We start from the raw sequence: 19176 nt of genomic DNA, 5'->3' as shown, positions 1-19176 counted from the left end.
TATAACTTGTTAATGTGATGTGAATCACTATTTCATGGAAATTTACTGCAATCATTTTCATTCATGGTGAGATGTGTCACGTAATTCTGCTTACTGCTTCTGTAAAGTACCTTTTTACTTCTTCTGACTAACCGACCCACAGAGGAGTCACCTATGTCTAAGTCTGATGTTTTTCATCTCGGCCTCACTAAAAACGATTTACAAGGGGCTACGCTGGCTATCGTCCCGGGCGATCCTGAGCGTGTGGAAAAGATCGCCGCGCTGATGGATAAGCCGGTTAAGCTTGCTGCCCATCGTGAATTCACCACCTGGCGCGCTGAGCTGGATGGCAAAGCGGTGATCGTCTGTTCTACCGGTATCGGTGGCCCGTCCACCTCAATTGCTGTTGAAGAGCTGGCGCAGCTGGGCATTCGTACTTTCCTGCGTATCGGGACTACCGGTGCCATTCAGCCGCATATCAACGTTGGCGACGTGCTGGTGACAACCGCTTCCGTGCGTCTGGACGGCGCGAGTCTGCACTTTGCCCCTATGGAATTCCCGGCGGTGGCGGATTTCGAATGCACCACTGCACTGGTTGAAGCCGCGAAATCCGTTGGCGCAACCACCCACGTAGGCGTGACCGCCTCTTCTGATACCTTCTACCCAGGCCAGGAGCGTTATGACACCTTCTCCGGCCGCGTGGTAAGCCGTTTCAAAGGTTCTATGGAAGAGTGGCAGTCTATGGGCGTAATGAACTACGAAATGGAATCTGCAACCTTGCTGACCATGTGCGCAAGCCAGGGTCTGCGTGCCGGTATGGTGGCGGGCGTTATCGTCAACCGTACCCAGCAGGAGATCCCGAACGCGGAAACCATGAAGCAGACCGAAAGTCATGCGGTGAAAATCGTGGTTGAAGCAGCGCGTCGCCTGATCTAATCCCTTCTTATACGAAAAAAGGCCGACCCGTTCGGCCTTTTTTTTGCGTAGCGCCTCGCAGGAAAATCCTTTCAAACTGGACGTTTATACAGCACAATTCTATTTTGTGCAGGTAATACGTTGATGCAGGGGGCATTGTGGATATCTCAATCCTGATTTATGCAGTGATTGCGCTGGTGGGCGTGGGGGCAGGCTGGCTGATTTCCAGCTACCAGCACGCGCAACAAAAGGCCGATCAGCTGGCCGAGCGCGAAGAGATAGTCGCCGATTTAAGCGCGGCAAAACAGCAGGTTGCGCTGAGCGAACACTGGCGTGACGAATGTGAACTGCTCAACAACGAGCTGCGCAATCTTCGCGATATCAACACCTCGCTGGAGGCCGATCTCCGCGAAGTGACTACCCGCCTCGAATCCACCCAGCTGCATGCGGAAGATAAAATCCGCCAGATGATGAACAGCGAGCAACGCCTCAGCGAGCAGTTCGAGAACCTCGCGAACCGCATTTTTGAACACAGCAACCGCCGCGTAGACGAACAAAACCGCCAAAGCCTGAATAGCCTGCTAACGCCCCTGCGTGAACAGCTGGACGGCTTTCGTCGTCAGGTACAGGACAGCTTTGGGCAGGAGGCTCGCGAGCGGCACACGCTGGCGCATGAAATTCGTAATCTTCAGCAGCTGAATGCGCAAATGGCGCAGGAAGCGGTCAACCTGACCCGTGCGCTGAAGGGCGATAACAAAACCCAGGGCAACTGGGGAGAAGTGGTGCTGACCCGCGTGCTGGAGGCCTCTGGCCTGCGGGAAGGGTATGAATACGAAACGCAGGTGAGTATCGAGAACGATGCCCGCTCGCGTATGCAGCCTGATGTGATTGTGCGGCTGCCGCAGGGCAAAGATGTGGTGATAGACGCCAAAATGACGCTGGTGGCTTATGAGCGCTATTTCAATGCGGAAGATGACTACACTCGCGAGTCGGCGTTGCAGGAGCACATCGCCTCCGTGCGTAACCACATTCGTCTGCTGGGCAGAAAAGACTACCAGCAGTTACCCGGCCTGCGCTCGCTGGATTACGTCCTGATGTTTATTCCGGTTGAACCCGCGTTCTTGCTGGCGCTCGACAGACAGCCTGAACTGATTACCGAAGCCCTAAAAAATAACATTATGCTGGTGAGCCCCACCACGCTGCTGGTGGCATTGCGCACCATTGCCAACCTGTGGCGCTATGAACATCAGAGCCGCAATGCGCAGCAGATTGCCGATCGCGCCAGCAAGCTTTACGACAAAATGCGCCTCTTTGTGGATGATATGTCCTCGGTTGGGCAAAGCCTTGACCGCGCCCAGGATAACTATCGCCAGGCGATGAAAAAACTCTCTTCCGGGCGTGGCAACTTACTGGCGCAGGCCGAAGCGTTTCGTTCCCTGGGTGTGGAGGTGAAGCGCGAGATTAATCCGGAATTAGTTGAGCAGGCCACCGCCCAGGATGAAGAGTTTCGCCTGCGCGAAGGCGCTGGCGAACAAAAGACAAGCAGTGAAGACAATACGTTAGCGACAGATTTAACGTCAGACGAGCGTCCGGCACGTTTCTTTCGCGAAGGTTGAAACGTAGGGCAAACGCGCCCAATCTGTTACACTTCACGAACATTTTACTGATAAGCAGGCTCTGAGATGGTTGACGATTCACAAGACACGACGCACTTTGGCTTTCAGACTGTCGCCAAAGCGCAGAAAGCTGATATGGTGGCCCACGTATTTCATTCCGTGGCGGCGAAGTACGATGTGATGAATGACTTGATGTCGTTCGGCATTCATCGCTTGTGGAAGCGCTTCACCATCGACTGTAGCGGTGTGCGTCGTGGACAAACGGTACTGGATTTAGCCGGCGGTACAGGCGATTTGACAGCAAAATTCTCCCGTCTGGTGGGCGAAACCGGTCACGTTGTTCTGGCAGATATTAACGACTCAATGCTCAAAATGGGACGTGAGAAGCTGCGTAACATCGGCGTGGTAGGTAATGTCGAGTATGTGCAGGCGAACGCCGAAGCGCTGCCTTTCCCGGATAATACCTTTGACTGCATCACTATCTCCTTCGGCCTGCGTAACGTCACCGATAAAGAAAAAGCGCTGCGCTCCATGTACCGCGTGCTAAAGCCGGGTGGACGCCTGCTGGTGCTCGAATTCTCCAAACCGATTCTTGAGCCGTTAAGCAAAGCTTACGACGCTTACTCATTCCATGTGCTGCCGCGCATTGGTGAGCTGGTGGCAAACGACGCGGAAAGCTACCGGTACCTGGCGGAATCTATCCGTATGCACCCGGATCAGGACACCTTAAAGGCCATGATGCAGGATGCGGAATTCGAGAACGTTGAGTATTTCAACATGACGGCAGGTGTCGTCGCGCTGCATCGCGGTTATAAGTTCTGAGTGGAGGTTTCCCGTGCCCTTTAAACCCTTAGTCACCGCAGGCATCGAGAATGTCCTGAATGCCTTTCTTTACCGCGCACCGGCGCTAAAAGCCGCACGTCAGCGGCTTAACGGCAAGGTGCTGCGTGTTGTTCTGAAAGAGTTCTCGACGCCGCTTGTGCTGGTTTTCAGTGAACGCCAGCTTGACGTTCTGGGTGAGTGGGAAGGTGAAGCCGACTGCTCCGTGATTACGCACATGAGCGTGCTGCCAAAATTACGTGACCGTCAGCAGCTTACGGCGCTTATCCGCAGCGGTGAGCTGGAAGTGGAAGGCGACATTCAGGTCGTACAGAATTTCGTTGCGCTCAGCGATCTGGCCGAGTTTGACCCGGCAGAGCTGCTTGCGCCTTTCATTGGCGACATTGCTGCCGAAGGGATCGGTAAAGCCATTCATGGCGGTACGTCTTTTCTTCGCAAGAGTCTGCAACGGCAGCAACGCTATGCGGCGGAAGTGCTGACTGAAGAGTGGCGTATGGCCCCTGGCGCGCTTGAAGTTGCATGGTTTGCGGAAGAGACCGCAGCGGTTGAACGCGCGGTGGATGCCTTAACCAAACGGCTGGAAAAACTGGAGGGCAAATGACGCCTGGTGAAATTCGGCGCCTCTATTTTATCGTCCACACCTTTTTGAGTTACGGGCTCGACGAGCTTATCCCCAAAATGCGTATCACGCTGCTGCTTCGCATCTGGCGGCGGATGTTGTTCTGGATGCCTAATCGCCATAAAGATCAGCCGCTGGGTGAACGTCTTCGCCTGGCGCTCCAGGAGCTGGGCCCGGTATGGATTAAGTTCGGGCAAATGCTCTCGACTCGCCGCGATCTTTTCCCGCCGCAGATTGCCGATGAACTGGCACTGCTGCAGGACCGCGTTGCACCGTTTGACGGTGTGAGAGCGAAAAAACAGATCGAAGAGGCGATGGGCAATATTCCTGTCGAGACCTGGTTTGACGATTTCGAAATAGAACCTCTTGCTTCAGCCTCTATCGCCCAGGTGCATACAGCACGTCTGAAAGAGAACGGCAAAGAGGTGGTTATCAAAGTGATCCGCCCGGACATCCTGCCGGTAATCCGAGCGGACATGAAGCTTATCTATCGGCTTGCACGCTGGGTTCCGCGCCTGCTCCCCGACGGACGCCGTCTGCGCCCAATGGAAGTTGTACGGGAGTATGAAAAAACGCTGATTGATGAATTAAACCTGCTGCGTGAATCGGCAAATGCCATCCAGCTGCGCCGGAACTTTGAAAACAGCCCGATGCTCTATGTGCCGGAAGTGTATTCGGACTACTGCAGCCAGAACATGATGGTAATGGAGCGGATTTACGGTATTCCGGTCTCGGATGTGGCAGCCCTGGAAAAGCAGGGAACCAACATGAAGCTGCTGGCCGAGCGTGGTGTACAGGTCTTCTTTACCCAGGTATTCCGCGACAGCTTTTTCCACGCGGACATGCACCCGGGGAATATCTTCGTCAGTTATGAGCACCCGGAAGACCCGAAATATATCGGTATTGACTGCGGTATTGTGGGCTCGCTGAACAAAGAAGATAAGCGCTATCTCGCTGAGAACTTTATTGCCTTCTTTAACCGTGATTACCGCAAGGTGGCCGAGCTGCACGTTGATTCTGGCTGGGTTCCGCCGGACACCAACGTCGAAGAATTTGAGTTTGCTATCCGTACCGTCTGCGAGCCGATTTTTGAAAAGCCGCTGGCAGAAATTTCCTTCGGACACGTATTGCTGAACCTGTTTAACACGGCACGCCGCTTCAACATGGAAGTGCAGCCACAGTTAGTTTTACTTCAGAAAACATTACTTTACGTTGAAGGTGTAGGTCGACAGCTCTATCCTCAGTTAGACTTATGGAAGACTGCGAAACCTTTCCTTGAATCCTGGATTAAGGATCAGGTGGGCATTCCGGCGCTGGTGCGCTCTATTAAAGAGAAAGGCCCGTTCTGGATAGAAAAAATGCCTGATATTCCTGAACTGATTTACGACAGTTTGCGTCAGAGCAAGAACCTTCAGCACAGCATGGATAAAATCGCCCGCGAGCTTCAGTCCAGCCGTGTTCGACAGGGGCAGTCGCGCTATCTCTTTGGCATTGGAGCAACGCTGCTGCTGAGTGGTACGCTGTTGCTGATCACTCGCCCTGACTGGCAGATGATGCCCGCCTGGCTGATGGCTGGCGGTGTTGTGGTCTGGCTCGCCGGCTGGAGAAAAACGCGCTGATTTTGCGTCGCTATCGACGGGTCGCCTACGTATAATGCGACCTGACTCATTAATCATCTATCCCTGAGGTACATGTATGGGTGGTATCAGTATCTGGCAATTGTTGATCATTGCCGTCATCGTCGTGCTGCTGTTTGGCACGAAAAAGCTCGGTTCTATCGGCTCCGATCTGGGCGCGTCTATCAAAGGCTTCAAGAAAGCGATGAGCGATGATGAGAGCAAGCAGGATAAAACCAGCCAGGATGCTGACTTTACTGCTAAATCCATCTCCGACAAGCAGGAAGAGGCGAAAAAAGAAGACGCTAAACGCCACGATAAAGAGCAGGTGTAATTCGTGTTCGACATTGGTTTTAGTGAGCTGCTGCTGGTCTTTGTGATTGGCCTGATAGTGTTAGGACCCCAGCGTCTGCCGGTGGCGGTGAAAACCGTTGTGGGCTGGGTACGCGCGCTGAGATCGCTGGCTTCGACCGTACAAAATGAGCTGGCGCAGGAACTTAAGCTGCAGGAGTTTCAGGAAAGCCTGAAAAAGGTGGAAAAGGCGAGCATGGATAACCTGACGCCTGAACTGAAAGCCTCAATGGATGAACTGCGTGAAGCGGCAGAATCCATGAAGCGCTCCTACAGCGTCAACGATCCTGAAAAGGCGAGCGATGAAGCCAACACCATCCACAACCCGGTGGTGAAGGACAGCGAAGCGCAGCGCGAGGGCGTTACGCCTGCCAGCGCGGAGCATCAGGCTACCGCGCCTGAACAAACGCCGCAGGAATCTGAACCGAAAAAACAGACGCAGCCGGAAGCACCGGTGGTAAAAGCGGCTGACGTTAAGCCCGCCGCGCCTGTTTCCGAATCATCCCCCTCGTCGAGTGATAAAGCGTAAACATGGCAGTAGATGATACCCAACCGCTGATTACGCATCTCATAGAGCTGCGTAAGCGCCTGTTAAACTGCATTATCGCGGTTTTCCTCATTTTCTTATGCCTGGTCTATTTCGCCAATGATATCTACCAGGTTGTCTCTGCGCCGCTGATCAAGCAGATGCCGCTGGGGGCAACGATGATCGCAACCGACGTTGCATCACCGTTCTTTACCCCTATTAAGCTCACCTTCTGGGTATCGCTGATTGCCTCTGCGCCGGTCATTCTATATCAGGTGTGGGCGTTTGTGGCGCCAGCGCTGTACAAGCATGAACGCAAGCTGGTGATCCCGCTGCTGGTATCCAGCTCGCTGCTGTTCTATATCGGCATGGCGTTCGCCTACTTTGTTGTCTTCCCGCTGGCCTTTGGCTTCCTGACGCATACCGCGCCGGAAGGGGTTCAGGTGTCGACGGATATCGCCAGCTACCTCAGCTTTGTGATGGCGCTGTTTATGGCGTTCGGCGTGGCATTCGAAGTGCCGGTAGCCATTGTGCTGCTTTGCTGGGTAGGAGTGACGACCCCTGATGACCTGCGTAAGAAGCGCCCGTATATCCTGGTCGGCGCGTTTGTGGTTGGCATGCTGCTCACACCACCTGACGTCTTCTCACAAACGCTGCTGGCAATACCGATGTATTGTCTGTTTGAAGTTGGCGTATTCTTCTCGCGTTTCTACGTGGGAAAAGGGCGTCGGTCGGATGACGAAGACGATACGTCGGAAAAGACCACTGAAGAGTAAAACCAGCCGCCCGTCAGGGCGGTTGTGCTATGGGGAATCGCATGTTTGATATCGGACTCAATCTGACCAGCTCGCAGTTTGCGAAAGACTGCGATGAGGTCGTCGCGCGTGCTTTTGCCGCCGGGGTGAAAGGGCTGCTCCTGACGGGAACCAACCTGCAAGAAAGCGAGCAGGCGCAGCAGCTTGCTCAGCGCTATGATCGCTGCTGGTCAACCGCTGGCGTGCATCCTCATGACAGCAGCCAGTGGACGCCGCAGAGCGCTGAAATCATACACAGGCTGGCGAAAACCACTGAAGTCGTGGCCATTGGCGAATGTGGTCTCGATTTCAACCGTAACTTTTCCACGCCAGCCGAACAGGAAAATGCCTTCACCGCCCAGCTCGCCCTGGCAGCAGAGCTTGGAATGCCTGTGTTTATGCACTGCCGTGACGCGCATGAGCGCTTCCTCGCCTTACTGGAACCCTGGCTCGATAAACTGCCCGGGGCGGTACTGCACTGCTTTACCGGTTCACGGCAGGAGGCGCTGGATTGTCTGGAACGCGGGTTATATCTGGGCATTACCGGCTGGGTTTGCGATGAACGTCGCGGGCTTGAGCTTCGCGAGCTGTTGCCGGTGATCCCGGCGGACCGCTTGCTTGTTGAAACCGACGCACCTTATCTGCTGCCGCGAGATATGCAACCCAAACCGGCTTCTCGACGTAACGAACCGGCCTATCTGGGGCATATTCTTGAGAGCGTAGCGCGCTGGCGCGGAGAAGACCCGCACTGGCTGTGCGCACAGACGGATGACAACGTGCGTCGCCTGTTCGGGATAGACGTTTAAACTTTGCGGAAGTCGGTGTTTTTCACGCTCTGCAATACCTGCTTATTCAGCAGGTTGAGCAACAGCATGGAGCGTGCTTCACCGTCAGGCTCGGCGAAAATCGCCTGTAAGCCCTCGAAAGCCCCTTCAGTGATGACGACGCTGTCGCCTGCGTAGGGGGTTTCCGGATCGGTGATGCCTTCAGGTTGCTGGTACACCGAAAGCTGATGAATCACCGTTGACGGGACCGTGGCCGGGTGAGCGCCAAAACGCACAAAGTGGCTGACACCGCGTGTGGCGCTGATGGTCGTGGTGTGAATCACTTCCGGGTCGAACTCAACGAACAGATAGTTCGGGAATAATGGCTCACTAACGGTCGTGCGCTTCCCGCGCTGCATTTTTTCAAGCGTGATCACGGGTGTCAGGCAATTTACAGACTGACGTTCAAGATGTTCCTGCGCGCGCTGAAGTTGCCCGCGTTTGCAATACAGTAAATACCAGGCCTGCATAATCACTCTTTCCCTTAGTTCGGGGCGCAAGCATATCAAAACCCTGGCGGGATCGCTAAGTTGATTATAATGGGGGAAAAGGGAACAGAATGCATAAGTTCACGCTAATTTAACAAAATTACAGCATCAAGCAGGCTTACGCCGTATAATGAAGCGCTTACAGAGAGGCCATGACTAACTGCATGAAATACCACGATCTCCGCGACTTCCTGACGCTGCTGGAAAAGCAGGGCGAACTCAAACGCATTACACTTCCTGTTGATCCTTATCTGGAAATGACAGAAATTGCTGACCGCACCCTGCGTGCCGGTGGCCCCGCTTTACTGTTTGAAAACCCAAAAGGGTATTCGATGCCGGTGCTGTGCAACCTGTTTGGTACACCGCGCCGTGTGGCGTTGGGGATGGGACAGGAGGACGTCACGGCGCTGCGCGAAGTGGGTAAACTGCTGGCGTTTCTGAAAGAGCCAGAGCCACCGAAAGGTTTCCGCGATCTGTTCGATAAACTGCCGCAGTTTAAGCAGGTGCTTAACATGCCAACCAAACGTCTGCGCGGCGCACCGTGTCAGCAGAAAGTGCTGGAAGGCGATGCGGTGGATCTGACAAAAATTCCTGTCATGCAATGCTGGCCTGAAGATGCTGCGCCGCTTATCACCTGGGGGCTCACCGTCACGCGTGGTCCGCACAAAGAGCGACAAAATCTGGGTATTTACCGCCAGCAGCTGATTGGCAAGAATAAGCTCATCATGCGCTGGTTGTCACATCGTGGCGGCGCCCTGGATTTCCAGGAGTGGTGTGCTGAACACCCGGGAGAGCGTTTCCCGGTTTCCGTTGCGTTAGGCGCCGATCCGGCCACGATTCTGGGGGCGGTAACGCCAGTGCCGGATACGCTGTCCGAATATGCCTTTGCAGGCCTGCTGCGCGGAACCAAAACCGAAGTCGTGAAGTGTATTTCTAATGACCTTGAAGTTCCTGCCAGCGCGGAGATCGTTCTGGAAGGTTACCTTGAGCAGGGCGAAATGGCACCGGAAGGGCCATACGGTGACCACACCGGCTATTACAACGAAGTTGATAACTTCCCGGTGTTTACCGTCACGCACATCACCCAGCGTGAAGATGCGATTTACCACTCCACCTATACCGGACGTCCACCGGATGAACCGGCGGTACTGGGAGTGGCACTGAACGAAGTGTTTGTGCCGATCCTGCAAAAGCAGTTCCCGGAAATTGTTGATTTTTACCTGCCGCCGGAAGGGTGTTCGTATCGCCTGGCGGTGGTGACGATGAAGAAGCAATATCCTGGTCACGCTAAACGCGTGATGATGGGCGTATGGTCTTTCCTGCGCCAGTTTATGTATACCAAATTTGTTATTGTCTGCGATGATGATGTTAACGCCCGCGACTGGAATGACGTTATCTGGGCCATTACTACCCGAATGGATCCGGCGCGCGATACGGTGTTAGTCGAAAACACGCCGATAGATTATCTGGATTTTGCCTCGCCGGTCTCCGGCCTTGGCTCAAAAATGGGACTGGATGCCACAAACAAATGGCCCGGCGAAACCGAGCGTGAATGGGGTCGACCGATCAAAAAAGATCCTGCCGTGACCGCGCGCATTGACGCGATCTGGGATGAACTGGCCATAATGAATAACGGTAAACCTGAAACAGGCCGTTAAGCCCTATAGACTTCACGACAGAGAGAGCGAATGACAACCTTAAGCTGTAAAGTGACCTCGGTAGATGCTATCACCGACACCGTATATCGCGTCCGTTTAGTACCTGAAGCGGCATTCTCTTTCCGCGCCGGTCAGTACTTGATGGTCGTGATGGATGAGCGTGATAAGCGTCCCTTCTCTATGGCTTCTACGCCAGCAGAGCAGGAATTTATTGAGCTTCATATTGGTGCGTCTGAGCTTAACCTGTATGCGATGGCCGTCATGGATCGCATTCTGAAAGAACGTGAAATCGTGGTGGATATTCCTCACGGTGATGCCTGGCTGCGTGAAGATGAAGACCGTCCGCTGATCCTGATTGCGGGGGGAACGGGTTTCTCTTACGTGCGCTCTATCCTGCTGACGGCCCTGGCGCGTAACCCGGATCGCGATATCACCATCTACTGGGGCGGCCGCGAAGAGAAACATCTCTACGACCTGTCTGAACTGGAAGCATTAAGCGTCAATCATCCACACCTGCGCATTGAGCCGGTGGTGGAGCAGCCTGAAGAGGGCTGGCGTGGGCGCAGCGGTACGGTGCTGACAGCGGTGCTGCAGGATCACGGCACGCTGGCGGGACATGATATCTATATTGCTGGCCGTTTTGAGATGGCGAAAATTGCCCGTGACCTGTTCTGCAACGAACGTGACGCGCGTGAAGACCGTCTCTTCGGCGATGCGTTCGCGTTCATTTAAATAAAAAACCCGCCCCTGACAGGCGGGAAGAACGGCAACTAAACTTTATCTCTTCGCCACTGGCGCCATAACTGCGATGGCTGCGCGTGCTCACCCGAATCCCTTACTTCCGTAAGCGCATCGGGCGCCGCTCGCGTGCCGCCGTGTTCTGGCGACACTGGCTGTAAGAACCCCTCGAAGATTTACACTCGCTCAAATACCGTCGCGATACCCTGACCCAGCCCGATACACATCGTCGCCAGACCAAACTGAGCGTCTTTGCGTTCCATCAGGTTAATCAGCGTGGTGCTGATGCGTGCCCCGGAACAACCCAGCGGGTGACCGAGGGCGATCGCGCCGCCATTGAGGTTAATCTTGTCGTCTATCTGATCCATCAGGCCCAGATCTTTGATGCACGGCAGGATCTGCGCGGCAAAGGCTTCGTTCATCTCAAACAGATCGATATCACTGGTGGTTAAGCCTGCTTTTTTCAGCGCCAGCTTCGAGGCCGGCACCGGACCGTAACCCATAATGGACGGATCGCAACCCACCACCGCCATCGAACGCACCCGGGCACGAGGCGTCAGGCCTAACTCGCGGGCACGGCTTTCACTCATCACCAGCATCGCGGCGGCCCCGTCAGATAGGGCAGACGAGGTGCCTGCCGTTACCGTACCGGTGACCGGGTCAAACGCCGGGCGCAGCGTAGAAAGGGTTTCTACAGTGGTTTCCGGGCGAATCACTTCATCGTAGCTGAACTGCTTCAAAACGCCGTCAGCATCGTGACCACCGGTTGGGATGATCTCATGCTTAAATGCGCCGGACTGCGTTGCGGCCCAGGCGCGTGCGTGGGAGCGCGCGGCAAAGGTATCCTGCATTTCGCGGCTGATGCCGTGGAGGCGGGAAAGCATCTCAGCGGTCAGGCCCATCATTCCCGCCGCTTTCGCCACGTTACGGCTCATACCCGGGTGGAAATCAACCCCGTGGCTCATCGGCACGTGGCCCATGTGCTCCACGCCGCCGACCAGACAGGCCTGCGCATCACCGGTCATGATCATGCGTGCCGCGTCGTGCAGCGCCTGCATTGACGAACCACACAGACGGTTAACGGTCACCGCCGGAACTGAATGCGGGATCTCCGCCAGCAGCGAAGCGTTACGGGCGATGTTAAAGCCCTGTTCGAGGGTTTGTTGTACACAGCCCCAGTAAATATCGTCGAGCGCAGCGGGATCCAGTGCCGGGTTACGCGCCAGCAGGCTACGCATCAGGTGCGCGGAGAGGTCTTCCGCGCGCACATTACGGAATGCACCGCCTTTTGAACGGCCCATCGGGGTGCGAATCGCATCAACAATGACAACCTTTTCCATTGTGACTCCTTAAGCCGTTTTCAGCTCGCCAACCGGACGGGATGGCTCAACTGCTGGGTAATAGGGTTCGTTATGGCGCGCTTTGTTACGCAGACCTTCCGGCACGTCATACAGCGGGCCGAGGTGCTGGTACTGCTGAGCCATATCGAGATAACGGGCGCTGCCGAGCGTATCCAGCCAGCGGAACGCGCCGCCGTGGAACGGAGGGAAGCCGAGGCCGTACACCAGCGCCATATCGGCTTCTGCCGGGCTGGCGATAATGCCTTCTTCCAGGCAACGCACCACTTCGTTGATCATTGGAATCATCATTCGGGCGATGATTTCATCGTCGGTGAAGTCACGTTTCGGCTGGCTGACGTCGGCCAGCAGGCCATCCACCGCCGCGTCTTCTTCTTTCTTCGGTTTACCTTTGCTGTCTTCTTTATAGCGCCAGAAGCCCAGGCCGTTTTTCTGACCAAAGCGGCTGGCGTCAAACAGGGCGTCAATCGCGTCGCGGTAATCTTTCTGCATGCGCTGCGGGAAGCCTGCCGCCATCACCGCCTGGGCGTGGTGTGCGGTGTCAATGCCGACCACATCCAGCAGATACGCCGGACCCATCGGCCAGCCGAACTGTTTTTCCATCACTTTGTCGACTTTGCGGAAATCCGCACCGTCGCGCAGGAGCTGGCTGAAACCGGCGAAGTACGGGAACAGCACGCGGTTGACGAAGAAGCCCGGACAATCGTTGACCACGATCGGGGTTTTGCCCATTTTGCTGGCCCATGCCACGACTTTGGCGATCGTTTCGTCAGAGGTTTTTTCCCCACGGATCACTTCGACAAGTGGCATACGGTGCACCGGGTTAAAGAAGTGCATACCGCAGAAGTTTTCCGGGCGCTTCAGAACGCCTGCCAGTTCGCTAATCGGGATGGTGGAGGTGTTTGAGGCCAGTACGGTATCAGGACGAACCTTCTCTTCGGTTTCCGCCAGCACCGCTTTTTTGACTTTCGGGTTCTCAACGACCGCTTCAACGACCACATCCACACGGTCGAAACCGCTATAGTCCAGGGTCGGGTGGATTGTCGAGATCACCCCTGAGAGTTTCAGACCGTCAATTTTGCCGCGTTCCAGCTGTTTATTCAGCAGCTTGGCCGCTTCGGTCATGCCCAGCGTCAGGGATTTCTCGTTGATGTCTTTCATCACCACAGGCACGCCTTTCCAGGCCGACTGATAAGCGATGCCGCCGCCCATAATGCCTGCACCGAGTACCGCCGCCTGTTTTGGCGTCTCAACATTTTTGGTCAGCTGTTTCGCCTTACCTTTCACAAATTGATCGTTCAGGAAGATGCCCACCAGTGCGCGAGCTTCATTAGTGTGCGCCAGCGGAACAAAGCTTTGGTTTTCCAGTTTCAGCGCTTCATCACGGCCAAAGCGGGCTGCGGCTTCAATCGTTTTAACGGCGGTAATGGGCGCGGGGTAGTGTTTGCCTGCCGTCTGCATCACCATCCCTTTGGCGATGGTGAAGCTCATGGCGGCTTCAATTTTGCTGAGTTTCAACGGTTCCAGCTTCGGCTGACGTTTGGCTTTCCAGTCGAGGTCACCATTAATGGCCTGGTGCAGAATGGCGAGGGAGCCTTCAATCAGTTTTTCTGGTTTAACCACACCGTCCACCAGGCCTATTTTCTGTGCCTGTTCCGCCCCGACATCTTTACCGGCGGCGATGATCTCCAGGGCGCTATCGGCACCCAGCATACGTGGCATACGTACGGAACCGCCAAAGCCTGGCATGATGCCCAGCTTTGTTTCCGGCAGGCCGATGCGCAGGTCTGGCGTGGCCAGACGATAGTCGGTTGCCAGCACGCACTCGCAGCCGCCGCCCAGCGCGTAGCCGTTAACGGCGGAGACTGTCGGAACAGGCAGATCTTCCAGACGATTAAAGACGCTGTTGGCAAAGTGCAGCCACTGGCTCAGCTGTTCTTCCGGGACCTGGAACAGTGAAAGGAATTCGGTGATATCTGCACCGACAATAAAAGCCGCTTTGTTTGAGCGCAGCAGCAGTCCTTTTAATTCAGATTGTTTTTCAAGCACATCCAGCGCCTGGCCAAGACTGGCCACCGTCGCGGTATCAAGCTTGTTGACTGAGCCGGGGGCATCGAACACCAGTTCGGCAATGCCATCTTCCAGCCAGTTGAGGTACAGGGTGTCGCCTTTGTAGAGCATGTCAGTCTCCTGAATCCAGCAAGTGGATCTGGTCATACCAGATGAGACGGAGTGTGGGATTTATGTTAATAAAATGCAAATTTCTCATTAAGAAATTGCTGCATTGATCACGGTCGGTGGAAATCACGCAGTCGGAGTCAGGTGTGCTAAGATGCGATGACTTGAGCTCAGAAAAATGAAAGGAAGAAAGATGGACTCACTGGCTTCGCTTTATAAAAATCATATCGTTACCCTACAGGAACGTACCCGTGATGTACTGGCGCGCTTTAAGCTGGATGCGCTGTTAATCCACTCCGGAGAGCTGATTAACACCTTCCTGGATGACCATGCGTATCCGTTTAAGGTCAACCCGCAGTTCAAAGCCTGGGTGCCGGTCACGCAGGTCCCAAATTGCTGGTTGCTGGTGGACGGGGTGAACAAGCCGAAACTGTGGTTCTATTTGCCTGTCGATTACTGGCACAACGTTGAGCCGCTGCCGACCAGCTTCTGGACGGAAGAAGTGGACGTTATCGCTTTACCAAAAGCCGATGGCATTGGCAGCCTCTTGCCAGCCGGGCGCGGCAATATTGCTTATATTGGCCCGGTTCCTGAGCGTGCGCTCGGTCTGGATATTCCGGCGGATAAACTCAATCCGAAAGGGGTTCTGGATTATCTGCACTACTATCGCGCTTATAAGACCGACTACGAACTTTACTGCATGCGTGAAGCGCAAAAAACGGCGGTAAATGGTCACCGTGCTGCGCATGAAGCGTTCCAGTCTGGCATGAGCGAGTTCGATATTAACCAGGCGTATCTGACCGCCACCGGCCACCGTGACACTGATGTCCCTTACAGCAACATCGTCGCGCTGAATGAGCATGCGTCCGTTCTGCACTACACCAGGCTCGATCACCAGGTGCCATCCGAGATGCGCAGCTTCCTGTTGGACGCCGGGGCAGAGTACAACGGCTATGCGGCTGACCTGACCCGCACCTGGGCGGCAAATGCGGATACCGATTTTGCACAGCTGATTAAAGACGTTAACGATGAGCAACTGGCGCTTATTGGCACCATGAAAGCGGGAACCAGCTATGTGGATTACCACATCCAGTTCCATCAGCGCATCGCTAAACTGCTGCGTAAGCACCAGATTGTGAAAGACATGAGCGAAGAGGCGATGGTGGAAAACGATCTGACCGGGCCGTTCATGCCGCACGGTATTGGTCACCCGCTGGGTCTGCAGGTTCATGATGTTGCCGGTTTTATGCAGGACGATACCGGTACGCACCTGGCCGCGCCGTCTAAATATCCTTACCTGCGCTGCACGCGTATTCTTGAGCCGCGTATGGTGCTGACCATCGAGCCGGGTATCTACTTTATCGAATCGCTGTTAGCGCCATGGCGTGAAGGCCCGTTCAGCAAGCACTTCAACTGGGACAAAATTGAAGCGCTGAAACCGTTTGGCGGTATTCGTATCGAAGACAACGTGGTGATCCACGAAAACGGTATTGAGAATATGACGCGAGACCTGAAGCTGGCCTGATGGATAGCTGGCTGATACCGGCTGAACCGGTCACCTTTGTTGAGGAAATTAAGAAGAGTCGATTCATTACGCTGCTGGCACATACCGACGGCGTTGAGGCGGCAAAAGCGTTTGTTGAGTCCGTTCGCGCGCAGCACCCTGACGCACGTCACCATTGCGTGGCGTGGGTGGCAGGGCCGCCGAACGATTCACAACAGCTGGGGTTTTCCGATGACGGTGAACCGGCAGGCACAGCCGGTAAACCCATGCTCTCCCAGTTGATGGGCAGCGGCGTGGGTGAAATCACCGCCGTGGTCGTTCGCTACTACGGCGGTATCTTATTAGGCACGGGTGGACTGGTTAAAGCGTATGGCGGTGGGGTTCAGCAGGCACTGAATATGCTGATTACCACCCGCAAAACGCCGCTCACCGAATATACTTTATTGTGCGATTACGGCCAGTTATCCGGCATTGAGGCATTGCTAAAGCAGTTTAACGGCGTCATCGCGCACAGTGACTATCAGGCAATGGTGCAACTGCGCGTGGCGCTTCCGCAGGCGGAACTGGCTGCTTTTTCAGCAAAGCTGGCGGATTTTAGTCGCGGTTCGTTGCAATTGCTGCCGATTGAAGAATAATCCCCACCTCACTTTTTTGAATACCAAAGGAAGCGGCAGAGATGCATTTTCGTGCCATTACCCGAATCGTTGGACTGCTGGTCATACTTTTTTCCGGGACGATGATTCTCCCAGGACTGGTAGCGCTTATCTACCGGGACGGCGCGGGGCGGGCATTTACCCAGACCTTCTTTGTCGCGCTGGCGATTGGCTCACTGCTCTGGTGGCCAAACCGTCGTCAAAAGGGTGAGCTGAAATCTCGCGAAGGCTTTCTGATTGTTGTTCTGTTCTGGACAGTGCTGGGAAGTGTGGGTGCGCTACCCTTTATCTTCTCTGAGCAGCCTAATCTGACCGTCACGGATGCGTTTTTTGAATCGTTCTCGGGTTTAACGACGACCGGGGCGACCACGCTGGTCGGGCTGGATTCCTTACCGCACGCCATTCTCTTTTATCGCCAGATGCTGCAATGGTTCGGGGGGATGGGGATCATCGTCCTGGCAGTGGCCATCCTGCCTATTCTCGGCGTCGGGGGGATGCAGCTTTACCGTGCGGAAATGCCGGGCCCACTGAAAGATAACAAGATGCGCCCGCGCATAGCCGAGACGGCGAAAACCCTGTGGCTTATCTATGTCTTACTGACGGTCGCCTGTGCGTTAGCGTTATGGTTTGCCGGCATGCCTGCATTCGACGCTATCGGGCACAGCTTTGCGACGATCGCCATCGGCGGGTTCTCGACCCACGATGCCAGCGTGGGTTACTTCGACAGCCCCACCATTAACACGATCATTGCCATCTTCCTGCTGATTTCCGGCTGTAACTACGGTCTGCACTTCTCCTTACTCAGCGGGCGTAGCCTGAAGGTGTACTGGCGTGACCCGGAGTTTCGCATGTTCATTGGTGTCCAGCTTACGCTCGTCATCATCTGTACCGTGGTGTTGTGGTTCCACGATGTCTATAACTCCGCGTTGACCACGTTAAATCAGGCGTTCTTCCAGGTGGTGTCGATGGCAACCACCGCCGGTTTTACAACGGACAGTATTGCGCGCTGGCCGCTGTTCCTGCCGGTACTGCTGCTGTGTTCTGCGTTCATCGGGGGTTGTGCGGGGTCGACGGGCGGTGGCCTGAAGGTGATCCGTATTCTGCTGTTGTTTAAGCAGGGGAACCGTGAACTTAAACGTCTGGTCCACCCGAACGCGGTTTACAGCATCAAACTGGGTAACCGTGCCCTGCCGGAACGTATTCTTGAAGCGGTGTGGGGGTTCTTCTCGGCCTATGCGCTGGTCTTCATCGTCAGTATGCTGGCGATTATCGCGACGGGGGTGGATGATTTCTCTGCCTTTGCTTCCGTCGTAGCAACGTTGAATAACCTCGGGCCTGGCCTGGGGGTTGTGGCGGATAACTTTGCCAGTATGAACCCGGTCGCGAAATGGATCCTCATCGCCAACATGCTGTTTGGTCGTCTGGAGGTCTTTACGCTGCTGGTGCTGTTCACCCCAACATTCTGGCGCGAGTAAGGAGTCGTCGGTGAAAACACTTATTCTTTTCTCTACGCGGGATGGGCAAACGCGTGAGATTGCCTCATATCTGGCTTCAGAATTAAAAGAGCTGGGGATTTACTCTGATGTGGTGAACCTGAACCGCACGGAGCAGATAGCCTGGCAGGATTACGACCGTGTGGTTATTGGCGCGTCTATTCGTTACGGGCATTTCCATCCGGCGCTGGATCGTTTTGTGAAAAAGCATACGGCAGTGCTCAATAAACTGCCTGGGGCTTTTTACTCGGTCAATCTGGTGGCGCGTAAACCTGAGAAACGTACGCCGCAGACCAACAGCTATACGCGCAAGTTTCTGTTGAGCTCTCCGTGGCAGCCGGACATCAGCGCCGTCTTTGCCGGCGCGCTGCGTTATCCGCGCTATCGCTGGTATGACCGCTTTATGATTCGCCTCATTATGAAGATGACCGGCGGCGAAACCGATACGCGCAAAGAGGTGGTGTATACCGACTGGTCGCAGGTCGCCAGTTTTGCGCGGGAGATCGCACATTTATCAGGCGATTCGCGGCTTAAATAGGCGTGAAGTTTGAAAAGTGAGCGAACGAAAAAGTTTTTTGTATTTTGTGCTTGTCACTTCAGAATAACTCCCTATAATGCGCCTCCACTGACACGGAACAACGGCACACACGCCGCCGGGTTAGCGGGGTTCAGAGATGAACACCAACAGAGATAAGCGAAAATAAATGCTTGACTCTGAAGCGGGAAAGCGTAATATGCACACCCCGCGCCGCAGCGAAAACGAAGCGGCACTGCTCTTTAACAATTTATCAGACAATCTGTGTGGGCACTCAAAGTGACATGGATTCTTAACGTCCTCGGACGAAAAATGAATACCAAGTCTCTGAGTGAACATACGTAATTCATTACGAAGTTTAATTCACGAGCATCAAACTTAAATTGAAGAGTTTGATCATGGCTCAGATTGAACGCTGGCGGCAGGCCTAACACATGCAAGTCGAACGGTAGCACAGAGAGCTTGCTCTCGGGTGACGAGTGGCGGACGGG

At 54.8% G+C, this 19176-nt stretch carries 18 protein-coding genes; 15 read left to right on the top strand and 3 right to left on the bottom strand.

Features of this window, described 5'->3' with window-relative positions:
* Positions 1 to 153 precede the first annotated feature (153 nt).
* The 9 genes from udp (at position 154) to tatD (ending at position 8062) form a co-directional block, all read left to right on the top strand.
* Complete coding sequence (udp, locus tag L462_RS05570; protein WP_003860792.1) at positions 154 to 915, top strand: uridine phosphorylase; 762 nt, start codon at positions 154 to 156, stop codon at positions 913 to 915.
* A 137-nt stretch (positions 916 to 1052) separates the two neighbouring features.
* Complete coding sequence (gene rmuC, locus L462_RS05575; protein WP_032679210.1) at positions 1053 to 2510, top strand: DNA recombination protein RmuC; 1458 nt, start codon at positions 1053 to 1055, stop codon at positions 2508 to 2510.
* 66 nt (positions 2511 to 2576) lie between these two features.
* Positions 2577 to 3332 (top strand): bifunctional demethylmenaquinone methyltransferase/2-methoxy-6-polyprenyl-1,4-benzoquinol methylase UbiE, encoded by a 756-nt coding sequence (gene ubiE, locus L462_RS05580; protein WP_032679209.1) that lies wholly within the window; start codon positions 2577 to 2579, stop codon positions 3330 to 3332.
* A 13-nt stretch (positions 3333 to 3345) separates the two neighbouring features.
* Positions 3346 to 3951 carry a ubiquinone biosynthesis protein UbiJ gene (gene ubiJ / locus L462_RS05585; RefSeq protein ID WP_025202788.1) on the top strand — a complete coding sequence of 202 codons (606 nt, stop codon included), beginning with the start codon at positions 3346 to 3348 and terminating at the stop codon, positions 3949 to 3951.
* Entirely contained in the window at positions 3948 to 5588 is a 1641-nt protein-coding gene (gene ubiB, locus L462_RS05590) for a ubiquinone biosynthesis regulatory protein kinase UbiB (protein ID WP_014172113.1), read from the top strand. The genes ubiJ and ubiB overlap by 4 nt, the downstream gene beginning before the upstream one ends.
* A gap of 76 nt (positions 5589 to 5664) precedes the next feature.
* Positions 5665 to 5919 carry a Sec-independent protein translocase subunit TatA gene (gene tatA, locus L462_RS05595; RefSeq protein ID WP_020882874.1) on the top strand — a complete coding sequence of 85 codons (255 nt, stop codon included), beginning with the start codon at positions 5665 to 5667 and terminating at the stop codon, positions 5917 to 5919.
* Between the two features lie 3 nt (positions 5920 to 5922).
* On the top strand, positions 5923 to 6465 hold the full coding sequence (gene tatB / locus L462_RS05600; protein ID WP_032679208.1) for a Sec-independent protein translocase protein TatB: 543 nt from the start codon (positions 5923 to 5925) through the stop codon (positions 6463 to 6465).
* Between the two features lie 2 nt (positions 6466 to 6467).
* The gene (tatC, locus tag L462_RS05605; RefSeq protein WP_014172110.1) at positions 6468 to 7238 is read left to right on the top strand and encodes a Sec-independent protein translocase subunit TatC; all 771 of its coding nucleotides are present in this window, start codon (positions 6468 to 6470) and stop codon (positions 7236 to 7238) included.
* Positions 7239 to 7279: 41 nt separating this feature from the next.
* On the top strand, positions 7280 to 8062 hold the full coding sequence (gene tatD / locus L462_RS05610) for a 3'-5' ssDNA/RNA exonuclease TatD (protein ID WP_032679206.1): 783 nt from the start codon (positions 7280 to 7282) through the stop codon (positions 8060 to 8062).
* Here the strand turns inward: tatD and rfaH are convergent.
* A complete protein-coding gene (rfaH, locus tag L462_RS05615) occupies positions 8059 to 8550 on the bottom strand; it encodes a transcription/translation regulatory transformer protein RfaH (protein ID WP_020882871.1) in 492 nt (163 codons plus the stop codon). The two genes, tatD and rfaH, sit on opposite strands and share 4 nt — an antisense overlap.
* Before the next feature lie 170 nt (positions 8551 to 8720).
* Between rfaH and ubiD the strand changes: the two genes are divergently transcribed.
* Both ubiD and fre read left to right on the top strand, forming a co-directional pair.
* Positions 8721 to 10226, top strand: coding sequence for a 4-hydroxy-3-polyprenylbenzoate decarboxylase (gene ubiD / locus L462_RS05620; protein WP_014172107.1), 1506 nt, complete (start codon positions 8721 to 8723; stop codon positions 10224 to 10226).
* Positions 10227 to 10256: 30 nt separating this feature from the next.
* Positions 10257 to 10958: an NAD(P)H-flavin reductase gene (fre, locus tag L462_RS05625; protein ID WP_014172106.1), complete on the top strand. Its 702-nt coding sequence runs from the start codon at positions 10257 to 10259 to the stop codon at positions 10956 to 10958.
* A 182-nt stretch (positions 10959 to 11140) separates the two neighbouring features.
* On the opposite strand, the gene fadA is transcribed toward fre, so the two are convergent.
* Positions 11141 to 12304 (bottom strand): acetyl-CoA C-acyltransferase FadA, encoded by a 1164-nt coding sequence (gene fadA / locus L462_RS05630; protein ID WP_014172105.1) that lies wholly within the window; start codon positions 12302 to 12304, stop codon positions 11141 to 11143.
* Positions 12305 to 12313: 9 nt separating this feature from the next.
* The gene (fadB, locus tag L462_RS05635) at positions 12314 to 14503 is read right to left on the bottom strand and encodes a fatty acid oxidation complex subunit alpha FadB (protein ID WP_032679204.1); all 2190 of its coding nucleotides are present in this window, start codon (positions 14501 to 14503) and stop codon (positions 12314 to 12316) included.
* A 190-nt stretch (positions 14504 to 14693) separates the two neighbouring features.
* On the opposite strand from fadB, the gene pepQ reads away from it, so the two are divergent.
* The 4 genes from pepQ to hemG are packed head-to-tail and all read left to right on the top strand — an operon-like array spanning position 14694 to position 18688.
* Positions 14694 to 16025 (top strand): Xaa-Pro dipeptidase, encoded by a 1332-nt coding sequence (gene pepQ / locus L462_RS05640; protein WP_020882869.1) that lies wholly within the window; start codon positions 14694 to 14696, stop codon positions 16023 to 16025.
* The gene (locus L462_RS05645; protein ID WP_020882868.1) at positions 16025 to 16639 is read left to right on the top strand and encodes an IMPACT family protein; all 615 of its coding nucleotides are present in this window, start codon (positions 16025 to 16027) and stop codon (positions 16637 to 16639) included. The genes pepQ and L462_RS05645 overlap by 1 nt, the downstream gene beginning before the upstream one ends.
* 41 nt (positions 16640 to 16680) lie before the next feature.
* On the top strand, positions 16681 to 18132 hold the full coding sequence (gene trkH, locus L462_RS05650; protein ID WP_025202793.1) for a Trk system potassium transporter TrkH: 1452 nt from the start codon (positions 16681 to 16683) through the stop codon (positions 18130 to 18132).
* A gap of 10 nt (positions 18133 to 18142) precedes the next feature.
* Complete coding sequence (gene hemG / locus L462_RS05655; RefSeq protein WP_020882866.1) at positions 18143 to 18688, top strand: menaquinone-dependent protoporphyrinogen IX dehydrogenase; 546 nt, start codon at positions 18143 to 18145, stop codon at positions 18686 to 18688.
* Positions 18689 to 19176: the final 488 nt, after the last annotated feature.

It is taken from the genome of Enterobacter sp. BIDMC 26, assembly GCF_000534435.1.
In the GTDB taxonomy this organism is placed as follows: Bacteria; Pseudomonadota; Gammaproteobacteria; order Enterobacterales; family Enterobacteriaceae; genus Enterobacter; species Enterobacter ludwigii.
This window is presented reverse-complemented; position numbering and strand designations above follow the sequence as displayed.

Excerpts from the sequence above, each read along its gene's own strand:
- udp (WP_003860792.1), top strand. The coding sequence starts at position 154 with ATGTCTAAGTCTGATGTTTTTCATCTCGGCCTCACTAAAAACGATTTA.
- ubiE (WP_032679209.1), top strand. The coding sequence starts at position 2,577 with ATGGTTGACGATTCACAAGACACGACGCACTTTGGCTTTCAGACTGTC.
- ubiB (WP_014172113.1), top strand. The coding sequence starts at position 3,948 with ATGACGCCTGGTGAAATTCGGCGCCTCTATTTTATCGTCCACACCTTT.
- tatA (WP_020882874.1), top strand. The coding sequence starts at position 5,665 with ATGGGTGGTATCAGTATCTGGCAATTGTTGATCATTGCCGTCATCGTC.
- tatC (WP_014172110.1), top strand. The coding sequence starts at position 6,468 with ATGGCAGTAGATGATACCCAACCGCTGATTACGCATCTCATAGAGCTG.
- tatD (WP_032679206.1), top strand. The coding sequence starts at position 7,280 with ATGTTTGATATCGGACTCAATCTGACCAGCTCGCAGTTTGCGAAAGAC.
- rfaH (WP_020882871.1), bottom strand. The coding sequence starts at position 8,550 with ATGCAGGCCTGGTATTTACTGTATTGCAAACGCGGGCAACTTCAGCGC.
- ubiD (WP_014172107.1), top strand. The coding sequence starts at position 8,721 with ATGACTAACTGCATGAAATACCACGATCTCCGCGACTTCCTGACGCTG.
- fre (WP_014172106.1), top strand. The coding sequence starts at position 10,257 with ATGACAACCTTAAGCTGTAAAGTGACCTCGGTAGATGCTATCACCGAC.
- fadA (WP_014172105.1), bottom strand. The coding sequence starts at position 12,304 with ATGGAAAAGGTTGTCATTGTTGATGCGATTCGCACCCCGATGGGCCGT.
- fadB (WP_032679204.1), bottom strand. The coding sequence starts at position 14,503 with ATGCTCTACAAAGGCGACACCCTGTACCTCAACTGGCTGGAAGATGGC.
- pepQ (WP_020882869.1), top strand. The coding sequence starts at position 14,694 with ATGGACTCACTGGCTTCGCTTTATAAAAATCATATCGTTACCCTACAG.
- L462_RS05645 (WP_020882868.1), top strand. The coding sequence starts at position 16,025 with ATGGATAGCTGGCTGATACCGGCTGAACCGGTCACCTTTGTTGAGGAA.
- trkH (WP_025202793.1), top strand. The coding sequence starts at position 16,681 with ATGCATTTTCGTGCCATTACCCGAATCGTTGGACTGCTGGTCATACTT.